Source organism: Paenibacillus wulumuqiensis, assembly GCF_000971965.1.
In the GTDB taxonomy this organism is placed as follows: Bacteria; Bacillota; Bacilli; order Paenibacillales; family Paenibacillaceae; genus Saccharibacillus; species Saccharibacillus wulumuqiensis.
Genome location: NZ_LAQP01000004.1, coordinates 324,142 through 340,561, shown reverse-complemented (window position 1 = coordinate 340,561; position 16,420 = coordinate 324,142). Strand labels below are relative to the sequence as shown.

17 protein-coding genes are annotated in these 16,420 nt (G+C 47.8%); 6 read left to right on the top strand and 11 right to left on the bottom strand.

The features are described from left to right. Positions 1-253 precede the first annotated feature (253 nt). The 5 genes from WH45_RS13575 to WH45_RS13555 form a co-directional block, all read right to left on the bottom strand. Positions 254-985: a ThuA domain-containing protein gene (locus tag WH45_RS13575; RefSeq protein WP_046214925.1), complete on the bottom strand. Its 732-nt coding sequence runs from the start codon at positions 983-985 to the stop codon at positions 254-256. A gap of 21 nt (positions 986-1,006) precedes the next feature. After that, positions 1,007-1,975, bottom strand: a complete 969-nt coding sequence (locus tag WH45_RS13570) for a sugar phosphate isomerase/epimerase family protein (protein ID WP_046214924.1) — start codon at positions 1,973-1,975, stop codon at positions 1,007-1,009. Positions 1,976-2,155: 180 nt separating this feature from the next. Beyond that, entirely contained in the window at positions 2,156-3,244 is a 1,089-nt protein-coding gene (locus WH45_RS13565) for a Gfo/Idh/MocA family protein (protein WP_046214923.1), read from the bottom strand. Then, positions 3,237-4,004: a sugar phosphate isomerase/epimerase family protein gene (locus WH45_RS13560; RefSeq protein ID WP_046214922.1), complete on the bottom strand. Its 768-nt coding sequence runs from the start codon at positions 4,002-4,004 to the stop codon at positions 3,237-3,239. Before WH45_RS13560 ends, WH45_RS13565 begins: the two co-directional genes overlap by 8 nt. 152 nt (positions 4,005-4,156) lie before the next feature. Next, on the bottom strand, positions 4,157-5,233 hold the full coding sequence (locus tag WH45_RS13555) for a Gfo/Idh/MocA family protein (protein WP_046214921.1): 1,077 nt from the start codon (positions 5,231-5,233) through the stop codon (positions 4,157-4,159). A 209-nt stretch (positions 5,234-5,442) separates the two neighbouring features. On the opposite strand from WH45_RS13555, the gene WH45_RS13550 reads away from it, so the two are divergent. Beyond that, positions 5,443-6,267 (top strand): helix-turn-helix transcriptional regulator, encoded by an 825-nt coding sequence (locus WH45_RS13550; protein ID WP_046214920.1) that lies wholly within the window; start codon positions 5,443-5,445, stop codon positions 6,265-6,267. 136 nt (positions 6,268-6,403) lie between these two features. Here the strand turns inward: WH45_RS13550 and WH45_RS13545 are convergent, their stop codons facing one another. Beyond that, positions 6,404-6,670: an AbrB/MazE/SpoVT family DNA-binding domain-containing protein gene (locus WH45_RS13545; RefSeq protein WP_046214919.1), complete on the bottom strand. Its 267-nt coding sequence runs from the start codon at positions 6,668-6,670 to the stop codon at positions 6,404-6,406. Positions 6,671-7,196: 526 nt separating this feature from the next. Here WH45_RS13545 and WH45_RS13540 point away from each other — a divergent pair. Next, a complete protein-coding gene (locus tag WH45_RS13540) occupies positions 7,197-9,029 on the top strand; it encodes a rhamnogalacturonan lyase (RefSeq protein WP_046215187.1) in 1,833 nt (610 codons plus the stop codon). Positions 9,030-9,313: 284 nt separating this feature from the next. On the opposite strand, the gene WH45_RS13535 is transcribed toward WH45_RS13540, so the two are convergent. From WH45_RS13535 to WH45_RS13520, 3 genes are all read right to left on the bottom strand, one after another. Continuing rightward, positions 9,314-9,667 carry a hypothetical protein gene (locus WH45_RS13535; RefSeq protein WP_200897696.1) on the bottom strand — a complete coding sequence of 118 codons (354 nt, stop codon included), beginning with the start codon at positions 9,665-9,667 and terminating at the stop codon, positions 9,314-9,316. A gap of 74 nt (positions 9,668-9,741) precedes the next feature. Continuing rightward, positions 9,742-10,695, bottom strand: coding sequence for a Gfo/Idh/MocA family protein (locus WH45_RS13530; RefSeq protein ID WP_046214918.1), 954 nt, complete (start codon positions 10,693-10,695; stop codon positions 9,742-9,744). Between the two features lie 373 nt (positions 10,696-11,068). After that, positions 11,069-11,761, bottom strand: a complete 693-nt coding sequence (locus WH45_RS13520) for a TerC family protein (RefSeq protein ID WP_046214916.1) — start codon at positions 11,759-11,761, stop codon at positions 11,069-11,071. A gap of 493 nt (positions 11,762-12,254) precedes the next feature. Between WH45_RS13520 and msrA the strand changes: the two genes are divergently transcribed. Continuing rightward, entirely contained in the window at positions 12,255-13,214 is a 960-nt protein-coding gene (gene msrA, locus WH45_RS13515; RefSeq protein ID WP_046214915.1) for a peptide-methionine (S)-S-oxide reductase MsrA, read from the top strand. A 274-nt stretch (positions 13,215-13,488) separates the two neighbouring features. Then, complete coding sequence (locus tag WH45_RS13510; protein WP_046214914.1) at positions 13,489-13,674, top strand: DUF2188 domain-containing protein; 186 nt, start codon at positions 13,489-13,491, stop codon at positions 13,672-13,674. 96 nt (positions 13,675-13,770) lie between these two features. On the opposite strand, the gene WH45_RS13505 is transcribed toward WH45_RS13510, so the two are convergent. Next, positions 13,771-14,424, bottom strand: coding sequence for an SDR family oxidoreductase (locus WH45_RS13505; RefSeq protein ID WP_046214913.1), 654 nt, complete (start codon positions 14,422-14,424; stop codon positions 13,771-13,773). A 94-nt stretch (positions 14,425-14,518) separates the two neighbouring features. After that, positions 14,519-14,878, bottom strand: coding sequence for a winged helix-turn-helix transcriptional regulator (locus WH45_RS13500; RefSeq protein ID WP_046214912.1), 360 nt, complete (start codon positions 14,876-14,878; stop codon positions 14,519-14,521). A 271-nt stretch (positions 14,879-15,149) separates the two neighbouring features. On the opposite strand from WH45_RS13500, the gene hxlA reads away from it, so the two are divergent. Together hxlA and hxlB are read left to right on the top strand one after the other, a co-directional pair. Next, a complete protein-coding gene (gene hxlA / locus WH45_RS13495) occupies positions 15,150-15,782 on the top strand; it encodes a 3-hexulose-6-phosphate synthase (protein WP_046214911.1) in 633 nt (210 codons plus the stop codon). A 3-nt stretch (positions 15,783-15,785) separates the two neighbouring features. After that, complete coding sequence (hxlB, locus tag WH45_RS13490) at positions 15,786-16,358, top strand: 6-phospho-3-hexuloisomerase (protein WP_046214910.1); 573 nt, start codon at positions 15,786-15,788, stop codon at positions 16,356-16,358. Positions 16,359-16,420 lie beyond the last annotated feature (62 nt).

Below are 16,420 nucleotides of genomic sequence, written 5' to 3'. Positions count from 1 at the left end.
ACATATTTTATTTACCCAAATTTCTACAAGCTACCTATGTAAAAGTACGTCTGTGGATATTCCCACAGACGTACTCTGTTTATGGCTCTATTTTCGTTTCCATCATAAAAGCAAGGCTTACCGGCAATCGTGTATAATATAGGGTTCAATCAACAAGGTTGCTGGAGTATGATCAAGTAATCTTCGTTTGACCGAAGAACGTATGCAGCCTGTCTCTTATGCTGAAAATGCACTGGCTGTTTGTTTATAAAAATTATGCCAGTACTTTGCTGCCGATTGCTCGTTTTGGCTCAGTCCGTCCAAATTCAGGACGGGCATTTTCTGCTGGTTGTGCCCAGCGTACCGCATTGGAGATGATATGCATAATATCCTGGTTGTAATACGTAGGATATGTCTCATGGCCCGGGCGGAAGTAGAAGATTTTACCATGACCGCGACGGTAGGTGCAGCCGCTGCGGAATACTTCGCCACCTTCAAAGTTGCTCAGATATACCAGCTCGTCCGGAGCCGGAACATCGAAGAACTCGCCATACATTTCCTCTTTATCCAGTGTGATGGATGGATTAACACCCTGTGAGATCGGATGATTCGGGTTCACGCACCACAGGATTTCCTGTTCGTCTGCGACACGCCATTTCAGATCGCAGCTTGTGCCCATCAATTGCTTGAACGGTTTGGAAAAGTGTCCGGAGTGCAGCACGATCAATCCCATGCCTTCCTGAACACGTCTTACTACCGCTTCTGCAATCTCATCATCCACCAGGTCGTGTGCAGTATGTCCCCACCACAGCATAACATCGGTAGAGTTCAGAACGGATTCTGTCAGACCATGCTCATCCTGATCCAGTGTTGCTGTGCGGCAGGCGAACCCTTCTTTGGTCAATCCGTCTGCAAGTACTTTGTGAATTCCATCCGGGTATACAGCTTTGACGTCGTCGCGGATTTGCTCATGTACAAACTCATTCCAGACTGTTACGTTAATCATACTATTATTGCCTCCCTGTTGTTAGACCCACCACATCTCGCCAAGTTCTTCTTCGATCATGACCTGCTGCAAATTGTGGACGGCTTTAGTGAAACCCTCATTTACGGACATCAGTCCGTCTTCATGCTCTATACTAACGACATAGTCATATCCAACTAATCTTAGTGCGCTGACGATGTCAGCCCAGGTTTTTACATCGTGACCATAACCTACGGTACGGAACTGCCATGCACGTTCTTTGATATCAGCGTAGGAGTGCATGTCCGTTACACCGTTCATATTCATATTATCGGTATCTGTAGCCGTATCTTTAGCATGAAAGTGATGAATTGCGCCATTTTTCCCCAAAATTTTTATCGCGCCGATCGGATCGATTCCCTGCCACCACATATGGCTTGGATCTAGGTTCGCTCCGATGACTTCACCAGCTGCTTCACGCAGTCGCAGCAGTGTGCCCGGTGTATGAACGGAGAAGCCACCATGCAGTTCCAGACCGACTTTTACATTGTGGTCTGAAGCGAATTTGCCTGCTTCTTTCCAGTAAGGAATAATTTTCTCATTCCACTGCCAGTCCAGCAGGTCGCGGAAATCGTTGGGCCATGGTGCTACCGGCCAGTTTGGATATTTGGAATCGTCACTCTCACCCGGACAGCCGGAGAACGTATTGACGACAGGTACTTCCAGCTTCTCAGCCAGCTGCACGGACTTGATAAAAGAGTCGTGCGCTTCTTTGGCAATCGCTTTTTGCGGATGCAATGGATTGTCGTGACAGCTCAGTGCGCTGATGATCAGGCCGCGTGAATCAATGGCCTGTTTGAATGCTTTCAGCTTGCCGTTATCGGCGAGCAGCTCATCGGTGTTGCAGTGAACGTTACCCGGATTACCGCCGGTGCCAATCTCTACCGCCTTGACACCTTTTTCAACTACATAGTCCAGTGCCTCCTCAAAGCTCATATTGTTAAGCAATACCATAAATACGCCCAATTTCATTCGTTCGTCCTCCTGGTTCAACTGTTTTTGTTGGTAAGGTGAATACAATGCATCATATGCTGCCGCGAATGATTCTATATTTATTAATACGTAAACTGGAGTTTAAAAGTTTGCTTTTTAACGAAATTTTTAAATAAAATTTACCTTAAATGACTATTTTGTCCATGCTGTCTCTCCAGCTTAGGATTCCAGGTAAACCGCTTGGCCGGTACGTGCCGATTCGTAGATCGCTTCCAGAATCTGTGTCACAATCAATGCCTGTTCGGGTTTGACCAGCGGTTCCTTGTCTTCTACGATCGCCTCCAGCCACATTCTCGCTTCACGGTCGGCTTCATGCTCGGAACCGCCCGTATAGAAAGCTACACCTCCGGAGCCCATATCAATCTTGCTTTCATACAGTCGGCTGTTTTTCTCGCCGTTGATATGCAGTCCATCAGTCATGTCGGCCCCGCCTTCGGTACCGCACAGTATGCTCTGTGCTTCAGCAAAGTTGCGCAGGTTAATCGCCCAGCTGGATTCCAGTGAAATGACAGCACCATTTTCCATTGTAATGAAGCCGAATGCCGAATCTTCCACTTTGAACTTCTCGGGGTCCCACGGTCCAAAAGCATTGGCTGCATTCTTGCGGGAGCCCAATTTGTGGAATGTCGTTCCCATAACGCTTTTTGGCTTGTAGTTATCCATCAGCCAGAGTGTCAGATCCAATGCATGGGTACCGATATCGATCAGCGGCCCGCCGCCCTGCTTTTCTTCATCAAGGAAGACTCCCCATGTCGGAACTGCACGGCGGCGCAGCGCGAGCGCTTTGCCAAAGTACACATCGCCCAGGTCGCCTTCTTCGACCATTTGCTTCAGATACAGACTGTCATAACGGAAGCGGTTCTGGTAGGCGATAGACAGCTTTTTGCCGGTACGATTGGCTGCCTCCACCATCGTGCGTGCTTCGGCAGTCGACTTGGCCATTGGCTTCTCACACATGACATGTTTGCCCGATTCCAGTGCATCCACTGTAATTACAGCGTGCGAATCATTCGGTGTACACACGTGAATCACATCAATCGTCTTATCTTCAAGAAGTTGTTTGTAATCGGTGTATACTTTGGCATCTTCGGTACCATACTGCTCGGCCGCTTCGGAAGCACGTTCTTCCACAATATCGCAGAAGGCTACCAGACTGGCGAGCGGCTGCTTGGACAGACTTGGCAAATGCTTGTTCTGGGCAATGCCGCCGCAGCCGACAATACCGATACGGAGTACTTGATCAGACATTTACGACGCCTCCTTTGGCGCCATAGCTTTTCACCCAGTTTATGCTTTGTTCAATACTTTGCATTGGAGCCTGCAGACTGTTATCCTGTTCGACCACGATCCATTCCGCTCCGGCTTTGTCTGCCGCATCACCGATGCGCGCTACCGGTGCTTCGCCTTCGCCCAGCTCCATCATCTGGATACCATCACTGGTACGTTTGAAATCTTTCCAGTGTACGATTGGCAGTCTGCCAGCATATTTATCAATATATTCAACCGCACTATAACCGCTGTACTCCACCCATGCGCTGTCCAGCTCCACCTGGATCAGATCGGCAGGAATCTCTTCATACAGGGCATCCAGTACAGTACGCTCGCCGATTTTTTCTGTAAGTTCAAAATCATGATTGTGATACAGTAATACCACATCATTCTGATTGCAAGTTTCACCAAGTTTACGCAGATTTTCGAAAATTTCCGGCCAATTGCCACGCTGCTCTTCAGTCAGATAAGGAACGATAATGTAACGGTTACCAATAGCTTTGTTAAAATCAATCAGGGATTGTGCGTCTTCCAGCAGATCTGCATATGGCGTATGGGCACCAACTACTTCCAGGTTATGCTTGTCGAGCACCGCTTTGACCTGTTCTGCCGTTCTGCCATAATACCCGGCAAACTCAACGCCCTGGTACCCAAGCGCAGCTACCTTTTCAATCGTCCCTTCAAAATCGCGTTCCAGATCCTCACGTACTGTGTATAATTGCAATCCGACTTTTAACATAGCTTCAATCACTCCTGTATCATAGTTATAGTAATTAATTACAGCTATTGATGTGATATCTGGTTGTCGTTATAAATCGTATTCATATGACTCGAGCTTGCCGTCAACAATACATATCAGCGGGCAGGATGCCGTTCGGATCAGGTCTGCGGTCAACTATTGCTCTGCCGATAACCTGCACGACTCTCAATAATGACATGCTTGCCCTCAAGAGAAGAGCGCTGGAAGGCATGCATTACTTCGAGAACATGATAGGCCAGCTCACCGCTTGCACGATGCGGACGATTCTCCCGAATCGCCTGTACCATCTCGTTGACTCCTTTGCCGCGATCATTGTTGATCGGCTCGAATACCGGCGGCAGAACTTCAAATTCATCAGAACCCGCACGTCTCAGGCGTACATCTCCGTCAAAGAAGTTGGGATCAGGGATATCCAGGGTGCCTGCAGTACCGTAAATTTCCATACGCGGCAGCTGCGATCCTCCAGGAATATCAAAGCTCGTCACCATCGTGGCAATTGCACCATTCTCAAAATCAACGGTTCCAGCCAGATGCGTAGGCGTCTGTACACGGATTGGCGTACCTGCCTTGGCACCGCTGTGGATGATACGATCCGGCATCAGAATACCGGCTGAAGAGCTGACTCTTGTCATGGAACCAAGCAGGCTTGCGAGCGCTGTCAAATAATAAGGTCCCATGTCGAACATCGGTCCGCCTCCAGGGGCGTAAAAGAATTCCGGATCCGGGTGCCATGATTCCGGTCCTGCTCCCATCATAAAAGCGGAAGCTGCAATCGGTCTTCCGATCAAACCGCTCTCAATAGCGTGACGCGCAGTCTCAATACCGGCTCCAAGAAACGTATCCGGTGCACTGCCGACCCTTTTGCCTGCTTCTTTGGCTTTTTCCAGGGTCCGTCGTCCATCATCCAGTGATACGGCGAATGGCTTTTCGGCATATACATGCTTGCCTGCAGACAGGGCTGCCTGATTGACACTCGCATGTGCGGCAGGAATGGTGAGGTTAATAATCAGCTCAATATCGTCCTGCTGCATGATTTCATCTGGAGTGAAGACGTTTACAACACCAAATTCTTCAGCCCGTTCTTTTGCCTTTTCAATCACCATATCAGCACATGCCACAATTTCGACAACCGGACTGGATTTAAGATTTTTGAGATAAATGGCACTGATGTTACCGCATCCGACTAATCCGGCTTTCATTCGCTGCACAGGTAATCCTCCTCTGGTCTTCGCCAATGTATGATAACCCCTTATGTATGCTCTGGACTTATGCATACGATTGTCCGTTTGTTAATTATGGTGTTTTTAAGCTCGTAACCATAGTATTACTTAACCGCATCAATTAAAATGAATAATATGATTAAAACATGAACTATTTGGTCAAAATTTAAATTTGTTGCTGAAATGAGGATCTTTTAATGGACGGACATGGAAAAGAATGTAAAGTATATACAGCAGGATATTCCTTTCACCGTAAACCTTTTCATATGCATGAGCCTCAGGGAATACAGAACTATCTCTTTCGCTTCCAGACCGAGGGCTGCTGTCAGCTTCGGCAGAATGGTCAACTGGTAAATGTGGAAGTGGGTGATTTTCATATCTATGCCCCTGATCAGCCTTATGAGCTAAGAATCGATTATACGCCGGGTTCAACCGGAAAATCTGCAGTGGAAAGCGGGGATTATCATATCTTTTTTGGAGGCAAGTGGGCGGATGAGTGGTGGCATCAACGCAAGCGTCCCGCCCGGCTCAAGATTCCGCTGACCGATAATATTATGGATCTGATGCGTCAGATTTCGATGGAAAAGCGGCGGATGGATAATCCGTATCCCGAAATCCTTTCCCATTATATGAAAATTCTTTGCCTGTCGGTGGACCGTTATTTGGCCGAGCAGCCTACCGGGGGACCCAAAACTTATCTGGCATACCAGATCAAAAATTACATCGAGGAAAACGCCTCTTCCACCTTTAAATTAGAGGATATTGCGCTGCATATTGGCATCAGTGTATCAAGAGCAGTGCACCTGTTCAAAGAGGCTTTTGATACGACTATCATGCAGTACGCGCTGGAAGTACGGCTCAATATGGCTCAGGAGCGTATCATGTTTAGCCCGATGCCACTCGAAGAAGTAGCAGAATCGTCAGGATTCGCCAACTATACGTATTTCCACCGGGTATTCCGCTCGAAATTTGGCATGTCCCCCAAAGAATTCCGGATATCCAAGCGTGAGCATATTACCTGACTTCAAGACCAAGCTTTATTATATGTAATGCATAATGTAAGTGCATAGGTACGCGCTGCAAAAAAGGGCTGCATTCCGCAGCCCTTCATTCATGTCTATGATCTATGCTATTCGATATATGCATATCGTGTATCTGTCAGTTCTTTTTGGTTGCAGCATGCATCTCGGTCAGTTCACTAATAACGCTGCGACTGATCAGCTTTCCCTTGAAATATACCAGATCTTCTGTCTCTCCTGTGAAAATGCAGGATGGCTCATACTTTCTCAGAATAATGCGATCGCTGTCCACGAAAATTTCCAGTCCATCTTTGACATCGATATTCATGATGCGACGAAGCTCTATCGGAATAACGACTCTTCCCAATTCATCCACTTTTCTTACAATACCGGTAGCTTTCATCATTCCGTTATCCTCCAATATCAATTTTCTACATTTATCTACAATTTTTTTATTCGTAATATTTATCATTAAAACATATTCGTAATCGGTTGCCAAGTTGTTATTCGCAACAATATATATTTTTTTTAATAATGAATTTTTAAATAAATCACTACATAATAAACACCATTATACTACTGATCGTTTCTTTTGAAATAAACTGAACCAATGAAATAAAACCTTCTGCTGTCGCTTTGTTCGCGTGTGCATTAATTTCTTCTTATTCAGGCGAACTTCTCAAATTTTATATTATTAACTTCCATATAATTAAATATATGTTTTAATTTAGTAATTTATAACTATATAAATGGGGATAGGCTGTTCGGTATGATGAAACGTAATAGCAGGCCTGCTATCTATCTTTGTAAAGTAAACCTTCTGTCTATCGACAAATGTAAACGCTAACATTAGGAGGTACTCATATATGAATGCTATTCAAAAAGTAAAATCCCGACTGTCAAAAAGCAAGCTTGGACACAAATCAACTGCGATGCTGCTGAGTACAGCATTAACATGCAGTACACTGGGTCTGTCCATGCTGCCTGCTGTACCAGCGGATGCCGCTTCACCAAGACAAATGGAAGCCCTAGATCGTGGACTGGTCGCTGTAAAAAGCGGAACAGGGGTATTTGTCAGCTGGCGGCTGCTTGGCACCGAAGCATCCCGTACTGCCTTTAACCTTTATCACGGAGATACCCTTGTTAACAGTGTTCCCCTGACTGACAGCACCAACTATCAGGACACTGCCGGCACCTCTTCTTCGACCTATACCGTAAGGGCTGTTATAGATGGCAAGGAACAACCCTCTTCGGCTGCAGCGCGGGTATGGGCTGATGCTTATCTTAATGTACCTCTATCCAAGCCTGCAGGAGGTACTTCTCCTGACGGTACGGCATATACTTATACGGCCAATGATGCGAGTACCGGAGACCTTGACGGTGATGGACAATACGAACTGATCGTCAAATGGGACCCTTCCAACTCCAAGGACAACTCCCAGGCTGGTTACACAGGCGAGACTTATCTGGACGCGTACAAGTTAAATGGGACCCGCCTGTGGCGAATCAACCTGGGACCCAATATACGCGCCGGCGCTCACTATTCTCCATTTATCGTCTATGATCTGAATGGGGATGGCGTATCCGAGCTGGCTGTCCGGACAGCCGATGGTACAGTCGATGGAGCAGGTCAAGTCATCGGAGATGACAGCAAGGATTACCGTACCGGCAATGGTTATGTACTGTCGGGTCCGGAGTACCTTACTATCTTTGAAGGCTCCAGCGGACGGGAAATGGATACGATCGATTTTGAACCGGCACGTGGTAAAGTCGCCGACTGGGGTGACGATTATGGTAACCGGGTGGATCGCTTTCTGGCTGCTGTCGCTTATCTGGACGGTACGACCCCAAGTCTGATCATGACACGCGGCTACTATGCCAAAACGATGCTGGTCGCTTATGATCTGAACGGAACGCAGCTGTCCAAGCGCTGGACCTTTGACTCTACCGCTTCCGGCAATGCCGGCTATGCGGGACAGGGCAATCATAACCTCAGTATTGCCGATGTGGACAATGACGGCCGGGACGAGATTTTATACGGTTCCATGGCAGTCGATGACAACGGTAAAGGTCTGTACACAACCGGTCTCGGACATGGCGATGCGATGCATGCTGGGGACCTAAATCCGAAACGCTCCGGGCTGGAAGTATTTCAGGTGCATGAAGACAAAGGTTCCGCCTATGGTCTGGAAGTTCATGACGCCAGAACCGGGTCTGTACTATGGGGAATCAAAACAGGTACCGATGTAGGCCGCGGACTTGCAGCCGATATTGATCCACGTACCGCCGGGGCTGAAGTGTGGGCCAATGGCGGACTGTATTCGATTACCGGACAACAGCTCGGCACCAAGCTGCCTTCTTCAACCAACTTTGCGATCTGGTGGGACGGCGACCCGCTGCGAGAACTGCTGGATGCCAATCGGATTGATAAATGGGACTATACCGGCAGCACAACCAAAAATCTGCTTACCGCCGGTGGAACTGCCTCCAATAACGGTACCAAATCCACTCCCGCACTGCAGGCCGATCTGCTCGGCGATTGGCGGGAAGAGGTAGTATGGCGCACTTCCGACAGTTCGGCCCTGCGTATCTATACGACTACCGCAGTAACGGATAGCAAAATCTATACACTAATGCATGATCCGGTCTACCGCCTTGGTGTAGCCTGGCAGAATGCAGGGTATAATCAGCCGCCGCATACGGGCTTCTTTATCGGAGATGGCATGAGCCCACCGCCTGCTCCCAATATTACGCTGGTACGCTGATCAGTCTGTCTCTCCCATACTATTCATTTCATTAACTGTCCATTTGATAAAGATTGATTTCATAACAGCGTAGATGAACAGTATAAATCAACAGCATATCAACAGTATAAAAAAAGTCCCGGTTATACACCGGGACTTTTCTCATTTTGAAATTCATTTCCGGATTGCATACTAGAGACCGATGTTCCGCAATACTTATGCAAAAGATGCACAACTCTCTTCTTGCAGAACAATCGCCCATCCTTCTACAACCTATTCTTTACAATGTCGAAAAATACAAATGCTTACTCCCCGCTCTGTCTTCTGCGAGCAGCTTCCTGCGCTTCAATCTCTTCGCTGACGACAAATGCAAGATCATCGTTGCCGTATACGGACAATACACCGAGCAGTGTATCATCCGGAATATCACCCGCTTCTTCCTTTGGTACGGTCAGCCGTATGCCCTGCTCCAGACGCGGATTATCGACCTGATCCGGATACGCACGCTGGTAGAGTTCCTTGGCGTCGAATCCCCGATTGACACACCACTGGGTAAATACGAGAATCATCATATCCTCATCCTGCCTGTAGCTCTCCAGCACCTGCTCCTCACGCTGCTTCATCTGCTCTTCCCGTGTCATAAATTCATAATCATCCATTACGGTACCCTCTCTTTCGTATGGTCTGCCTGTGGCCTATATTCAATAGTTCAGTATATCTTATTATGCCATTTTTATAATTCGGCTGTTAGCTGTTCTGCCAGGAGATGCGTACTCAGCACCCGATCAGCACGGATGCTGCACTCCTCCGGCGTCTGCAGATGATTGAGGAAGTGGTCGACCACTCCCGCAAAACCGCGGCGCTGCAAAATCGTATCCCAGCTGCCAAAGCTCTCATATTGCGGCAGTTGGTCTTTCTCATATAAACAGAGACTCTCCATATTAACCACCTCTGCCGACCGGCCGCTTCCATGAAGAGACAGTTTCTCCAGATCCGTTCCGGCACTGCGTGCCATGCTGTAGCTGGCATAGCGCTCCCTGCCAAGCGACAGCATACCGGATGCATGCAGCATAGCTCCATTTCCGTGCTGACGCAGCTGCCTGGACAGCAGCTCATAATCATTACCACCGAGCCACAGCAGCAGATCCAGCATATGAATCAGATCATCATAGACCGTCTCCCTGGCAGAGGAACGCTGCATACCTGTCCGATGCTTGGCTGCTTCACACCAGTCAAATCCTCCGGCTTCAGCAAGCCATGTTTTTGCTTTTTGATAAAAAGGAGCGAATCTGCGGTTGAAGCCAACTGCCAGCAGAAGCCCGCGTTCTTCGGCCATGGCAGCCATCCGGCGGGATTCTTCCATATGATAGGACAAAGGCTTATCCACATAGACTGGCAATCCCAACTGCAGACACCGTGTCACGATATCATAGTGGGTTGGGGTTGGGCTATGTACGAATACGGCATCCACATCCCAGCCTGCGATATCATCCAGCTGTGTGCTTCCCTGGGCCAACCGGTATGTCTCTATCATCTGATATACGGTAGCTTCCGAGCGGCTGACGACACCGACAAGTTCCACTCCCGGATGTGCCGACAACAGCGGCAGATAGACCTTTTGTGCAATCCCGCCAATGCCGACCAGACCTACCCGTTGACGCTGTCCTGCTTTGCTTCCATTTTCCATGATGATGAATTCTCCTTCAGCCTGAAATAAAATGCAACTATTCAAGAACACGCTGCCAAATCCACTCTCTTATTATAACCATATGCGAAAGCAGTACCAGCCTCTGATGGCAGAAAGACAATCGGATTGCTGCGCATACTATACAGCCATCCCGTCCATCCATGCATATGAATGCATGCAAAAAGCCGCTTGATCCATAACACCTTTTCTTGTGCATTCCAGGCTGACATGCATTTGATTCGATGCCTCCACAGTCTGTCAGAAAGAAATAATAGTGCTTGATCAGCGGCTTTTTCATTTTCGAGCAGCATTTTCTCTTTTATCGTCTGCTTTTTAACTTTTCGTATTTCACTACAGACTGTCCGCCGTCCTCTTACAGAGCGACTTCTTCGGCTGCTTTGGCTTCGGCATTCTTCTTCTTGACCCGCAGTCCGATCAGGACCACCAGTACAATCACAACCAGCTCAAAGCCGTATTTAATAAAGCCGTTTTCAAAATACATTTTGATCAGCGGCTCTTCGATAATCATCTTCGCAGCCGTCCAGGCCAGAATAGCGGACCCGAGTGCAATGATCCATGGAAAACGTTCAATCAGCTTGAGAATCAATGTACTGCACCAGACCATAATCGGAATGGAAATGGCCAGCCCTACAACTACCAGCGGGAAGTCTCCATGTGCCGCACCGGCAACCGCCAGTACATTATCCAATCCCATCATCGCATCCGCGATAATAATGGTACGAATCGCTGCCCACATTTGACTGCTGGCCGAGATATTGTCGTCTTCTTTCTCTTCGACCAGCAGCTTGTAGGCGATATACACCAGTGCCAGTCCTCCGACCAGACGCAGACCGGTTATATTCAGCAAATAAACGACCAGCAGTGTAGCAATCGCCCGGATCACAAATGCTCCGACTGTCCCCCAGATAATTACTTTTTTCTGGTTTTCTTTGGGAATATTGCGGGCAGCCATACCGATAACAATTGCATTGTCACCAGCCAGTACAAGATCGATCAAAATGATCGATGCGAGGGCTATCCAGAATTCCACGGTAAACAACTCCATACGTCCAATCCCCTTTTGTTTTCGGCAACCGCCGGAATGAAAGTCACAAAGCAGCCTCCAGACATCAAAAAACGCCACCACCGTAATTGGGTGATGGCGATGCAGGCATCAAAAAAGACCTCACCCAATTACGTAATCAGGCAAAGGTCTCGCTAACAGTATAATATTTATATACTGCCAATAAAGCCGGGGACTTAATCCCGTAATGACGACTTTATCGTAGGAAGCTACTCCCCTTTGGAAACTATCTCAGAACAATAACATGATTATACAACAATGGAATCATATTAGCTATAACTATATTGTCTATATCTTTTCCGTCATATCCATAAAATTTGATATTATTGATTTAAATCAGGGCATCTTTGGTTTTATTATAGTAAATGGTTTATAATTATAATTGTATAAAATCTTATTGAACAATTCACAAATGGATTTTGTACGGTAAACCATTATCTTTTACCTATCTCTCAAGAATGGAGTGAATCATATAATGAGCGAATCCCATTACGAAAAAGCAACCTTTGCCGGTGGATGTTTCTGGTGTATGGTAACCCCTTTTGAGGAACTGCCGGGCATTATCAGTATTCGTTCCGGTTATACAGGCGGGCATACCGAGAATCCGACCTACGAGGAAGTATGCAAGGAAACGACCGGTCATGCGGAAGCAGTACAGATCGAATTTGATCCAACCATTTTCCCGTATGAGAAACTGCTGGAACTGTTCTGGCAGCAGGTGGACCCTACCGATGCGGGCGGACAATTCTATGACCGTGGATCTTCGTATCGCACCGGTATTTTCTATCATAACGAGCGTCAACGCGAACTGGCGGAAGCGTCCAAGCAGGAGCTGCAGGCTAGCGGCCGTTTTGACAAGCCGATCGTAACCGAGATTACGCCAGCTCAGACCTTTTACGAAGCAGAGACCTATCATCAGGATTATCACAAAAAAAATCCGGGTCATTACAAACGCTATCGCAAAGGCTCCGGTCGTGACGCATTCATCGAGCAGCACTGGTCCAATCGGATCGACAAGTCCGATCTAAAAAATCGTCTGAGCGAGATGCAGTACAAGGTTACCCAGCAAAACGGTACCGAGCCTGCTTTCCACAATGAATTCTGGGATCATCACGGTGATGGCATCTATGTCGATATCGTATCCGGCGAGCCGCTGTTCAGCTCTACCGACAAATACGACTCCGGCTGCGGCTGGCCAAGCTTCACCCGTCCGATCCGTGACTACCATGTCAAAGAAAACATGGACCTCACCCACTTTATGGTTCGTACCGAAGTACGCAGCCGTGAAGCGGATTCCCATCTCGGCCATGTATTCGACGATGGTCCGGGTCCTAATGGACTGCGCTACTGCATCAACTCTGCGGCTCTGCGCTTTGTACCTAGAGAAAAGCTGGAAGAAGAAGGATACGGCGAGTATAACGTACTGTTCCAGTAATTATCTTTTAAATACAAAGCAAGCCCCTCATTCCGTTGTACAGGATCGAGGGGCTTTTTTGTTGGGCTTTGTATTGTTCATCTTTTTCGCTGGCGGGTTCAGCAGTGCAGTTCACTTGTCGCTATAGTAGATGCAGCATGGTATCCTTGCTGCGTTTCGATGCTTGGTTGGTACGGGTACATGGTATAAAGAGGCACAGCCTGGGAAAAGCAGAATACCAGCTGTCATCTTAAGCTGGTATTCCGAACATACTATGTATAGAGGAGCGATACTTATGCCATGGACCAAAAATGACTATCCCCCATCCATGAAAAATCTGGATGAGCGTGTACGCGAGAAAGCGGTTGAGATTGCCAATGCCCTGCTGGATGAAGGCTACGATGAAGGACGCGCGATTGCGATCGGCACTTCCAAAGCGGAAGAATGGGATGAGAATCATCCGGAAGGCAAAAAGAAGTAAAAGGCTATCCCAAAAACCCGGCACGCCTCATGGCAGCCGGGTTTTGATTATATTTCAGGTATAGATGGATGAATGATACTACTCCATGTAAAGGAATTACTTGGCGAGCGACTGCACAGCTTCCGCAATCGATTGATCGCCGGAGATGACATCATACCCTTTGCGGTACGTATGCTTCTGATCCAGCACATGAGCGATCACTTCAGCGACATCTTCGCGCGGGATGCTGCCGCCTTCACTGAGCTGTTCACCAATCTGGATCTGTCCTGTACCTGCATCGTTCAGCAGGCCGCCTGGACGGATAATCGTATAGTCCAGTGAACTGGCTTCCAGCATCCGGTCGGCATAATGTTTGGCGACATAATAAGGCTTGATTGATTCTGACCATTTGCTGCGATCATAGGCGAACATGGCGCTGATCAGTACAAAGCGCTTGATGCCGGATTGCTCGGCAGCTTCCATACTTTTGACAGCTCCATCCAAATCAATGAGCAGTGTCTTGTCATCACCTGTGCTGCCGCCTGAACCTGCTGCAAATACTACAGCATCTGCCCCCTGGATAGCCTGTGCCAGTTCATCCACAGTACCTTCCAGGTTCGCAATGGCGGTTTTGGCGCCCATTTGCTCAAAGGCATCTGCCTGTTCGGGCTTGCGAATAACAGCTGTCACCTGATGCTCTCCGGTACCGGTTAATTTTTGTGCGAGTATTTTGCCGATCTGTCCATTGGCTCCGATGATTGTAATGTTCATTGTGTAATTCCTCCTTGGTCTTCTGGCTCTCTGTATCTATAACCGTAAACAAGGGGCTGTTACACTTTTATTTGCAAAACTTCTCTTTTACCATTTATTTCCACAGTGCAGGCTTGATCTCGACCGGCTCAATTTCGGCCACTTCCATATAGTTCTTGCCCCAGTTATACATCGCATCCAGAATCGGCATCAGGCTCTCTCCGATCTCGGTTAGCGAGTATTCCACTTTGGGCGGGACAACTGCATACACTTCGCGGTGAATGATCAGGTCTTCCTCCAGCTCACGCAGCTGACTGACCAGCATCCGCTGAGTGATGCCGGGAATCAGCGACTTAAGTTCGCCAAAACGCTTGGTTCCTGTTTTGCCGAGATGCCACAGAATCAGCATTTTCCATTTGCCCCCGATCACGGACAGGGTTAGTTCCTTTTCACAGTTAAATATACGTTCACGCATCTATTCATTCCTCCAAGAATTATCAAATATAAAGGTGTTAACCCGCATTATTTCCCATAGTATACTTTTAGACACTATGTAAAGAAAAAGTGCGTACTTACAAAAGGCACGTATTTTACTTTATACTAGCATTACAGCGAACGCAACGGGTACAGACAGAAAATGATTACAATTAACTGCCTGTTCCACTACTAATTCCTATTGTTCGCATCGTATTACTACACTAATTTATGCCGTGCAAAACGGTATCTTACAGGAGGAAATTAATCTTATGGAACTTCAACTCGCTCTGGATCTTGTAAACATCCCGGAAGGTATCGCACTTGTTAAAGAAGTGGAACCTTTTATCGATATCGTGGAAATTGGTACACCAATCGTCATCAATGAAGGGTTGCATGCAGTCAAAGCCATGAAAGAAGCTTTCCCTAATCTAAAAGTACTGGCTGACCTGAAAATTATGGACGCTGGTGGTTATGAAATCATGAAAGCTTCCGAAGCTGGTGCTGACATCATCACTGTTCTCGGTGCAAGTAACGATCTGACGATCAAAGGCTGTGTAGACGAAGCCAAAAAACAGGGACGCAAAGTACTCGTTGACATGATCAACGTTAAGGATATTGCGACTCGTGCCAAAGAACTGGATGATCTGGGCGTTGACTACATCTGCGTACACACTGGCTATGACGGCCAGGCTGCCGGACAGAATCCTTTCGAAGATCTGGCAACCATCAAAGGTGTCGTTAAAAACGCGAAAACAGCTGTAGCTGGCGGTATCAAACTGGCAACAATGCCGGAAGTAATCAAAGCCAACCCGGATCTGGTTATCGTGGGCGGCGGAATCACCAGCCAGGACGATAAAGCAGCTGCTGCTTCCCAGATTCGCGATCTGATCGCACAGGCGTAATCCATGAACACAGTAACCGGCATTTCCGGACATTTCGATCGGATTCTGCAGGAACTGCAGGGTACCCTGGCCGCGATTCCCGCTGCACAGGTAGAACAGCTGACCGAACAGATTCTCAGTGCCCGTAAAATCTTCACCGCGGGTGCAGGTCGTTCCGGTCTCATGGCCAAAGCGCTGGCTATGCGTCTGATGCAGCTTGGACTGGATGCGTATGTAGTCGGTGAGACGGTAACGCCAAGAGCCGGTAAAGGAGATCTATTGATCATTGCTTCCGGCTCCGGGGAAACACAGGGGCTTCATATTATGGCGCAAAAAGCAGTCAAAGCGGATGTAACGCTGGCAGCTGTCACCATTTTCCCTGAATCTTCTATCGGTCAGCTCGCCGATCTGGTTGTCCAGGTACCCGGCTCTCCCAAAGATCCGGCGGATCAGGGCAGCTACGAGACCGTTCAGCCGATGGGATCACTGTTTGAACAGACAATCCTGCTGCTGTTCGATGCCATTATGCTGAGTCTGATGGACAAGCGCGGCGGCGATTCTGCGGCCATGTTCACCAACCATGCGAATCTCGAATAGAATGGTTTGATGTGACAAACGAGTATGATGAGCTTTTGCAGATGGTTATATTTGCAGGTTAT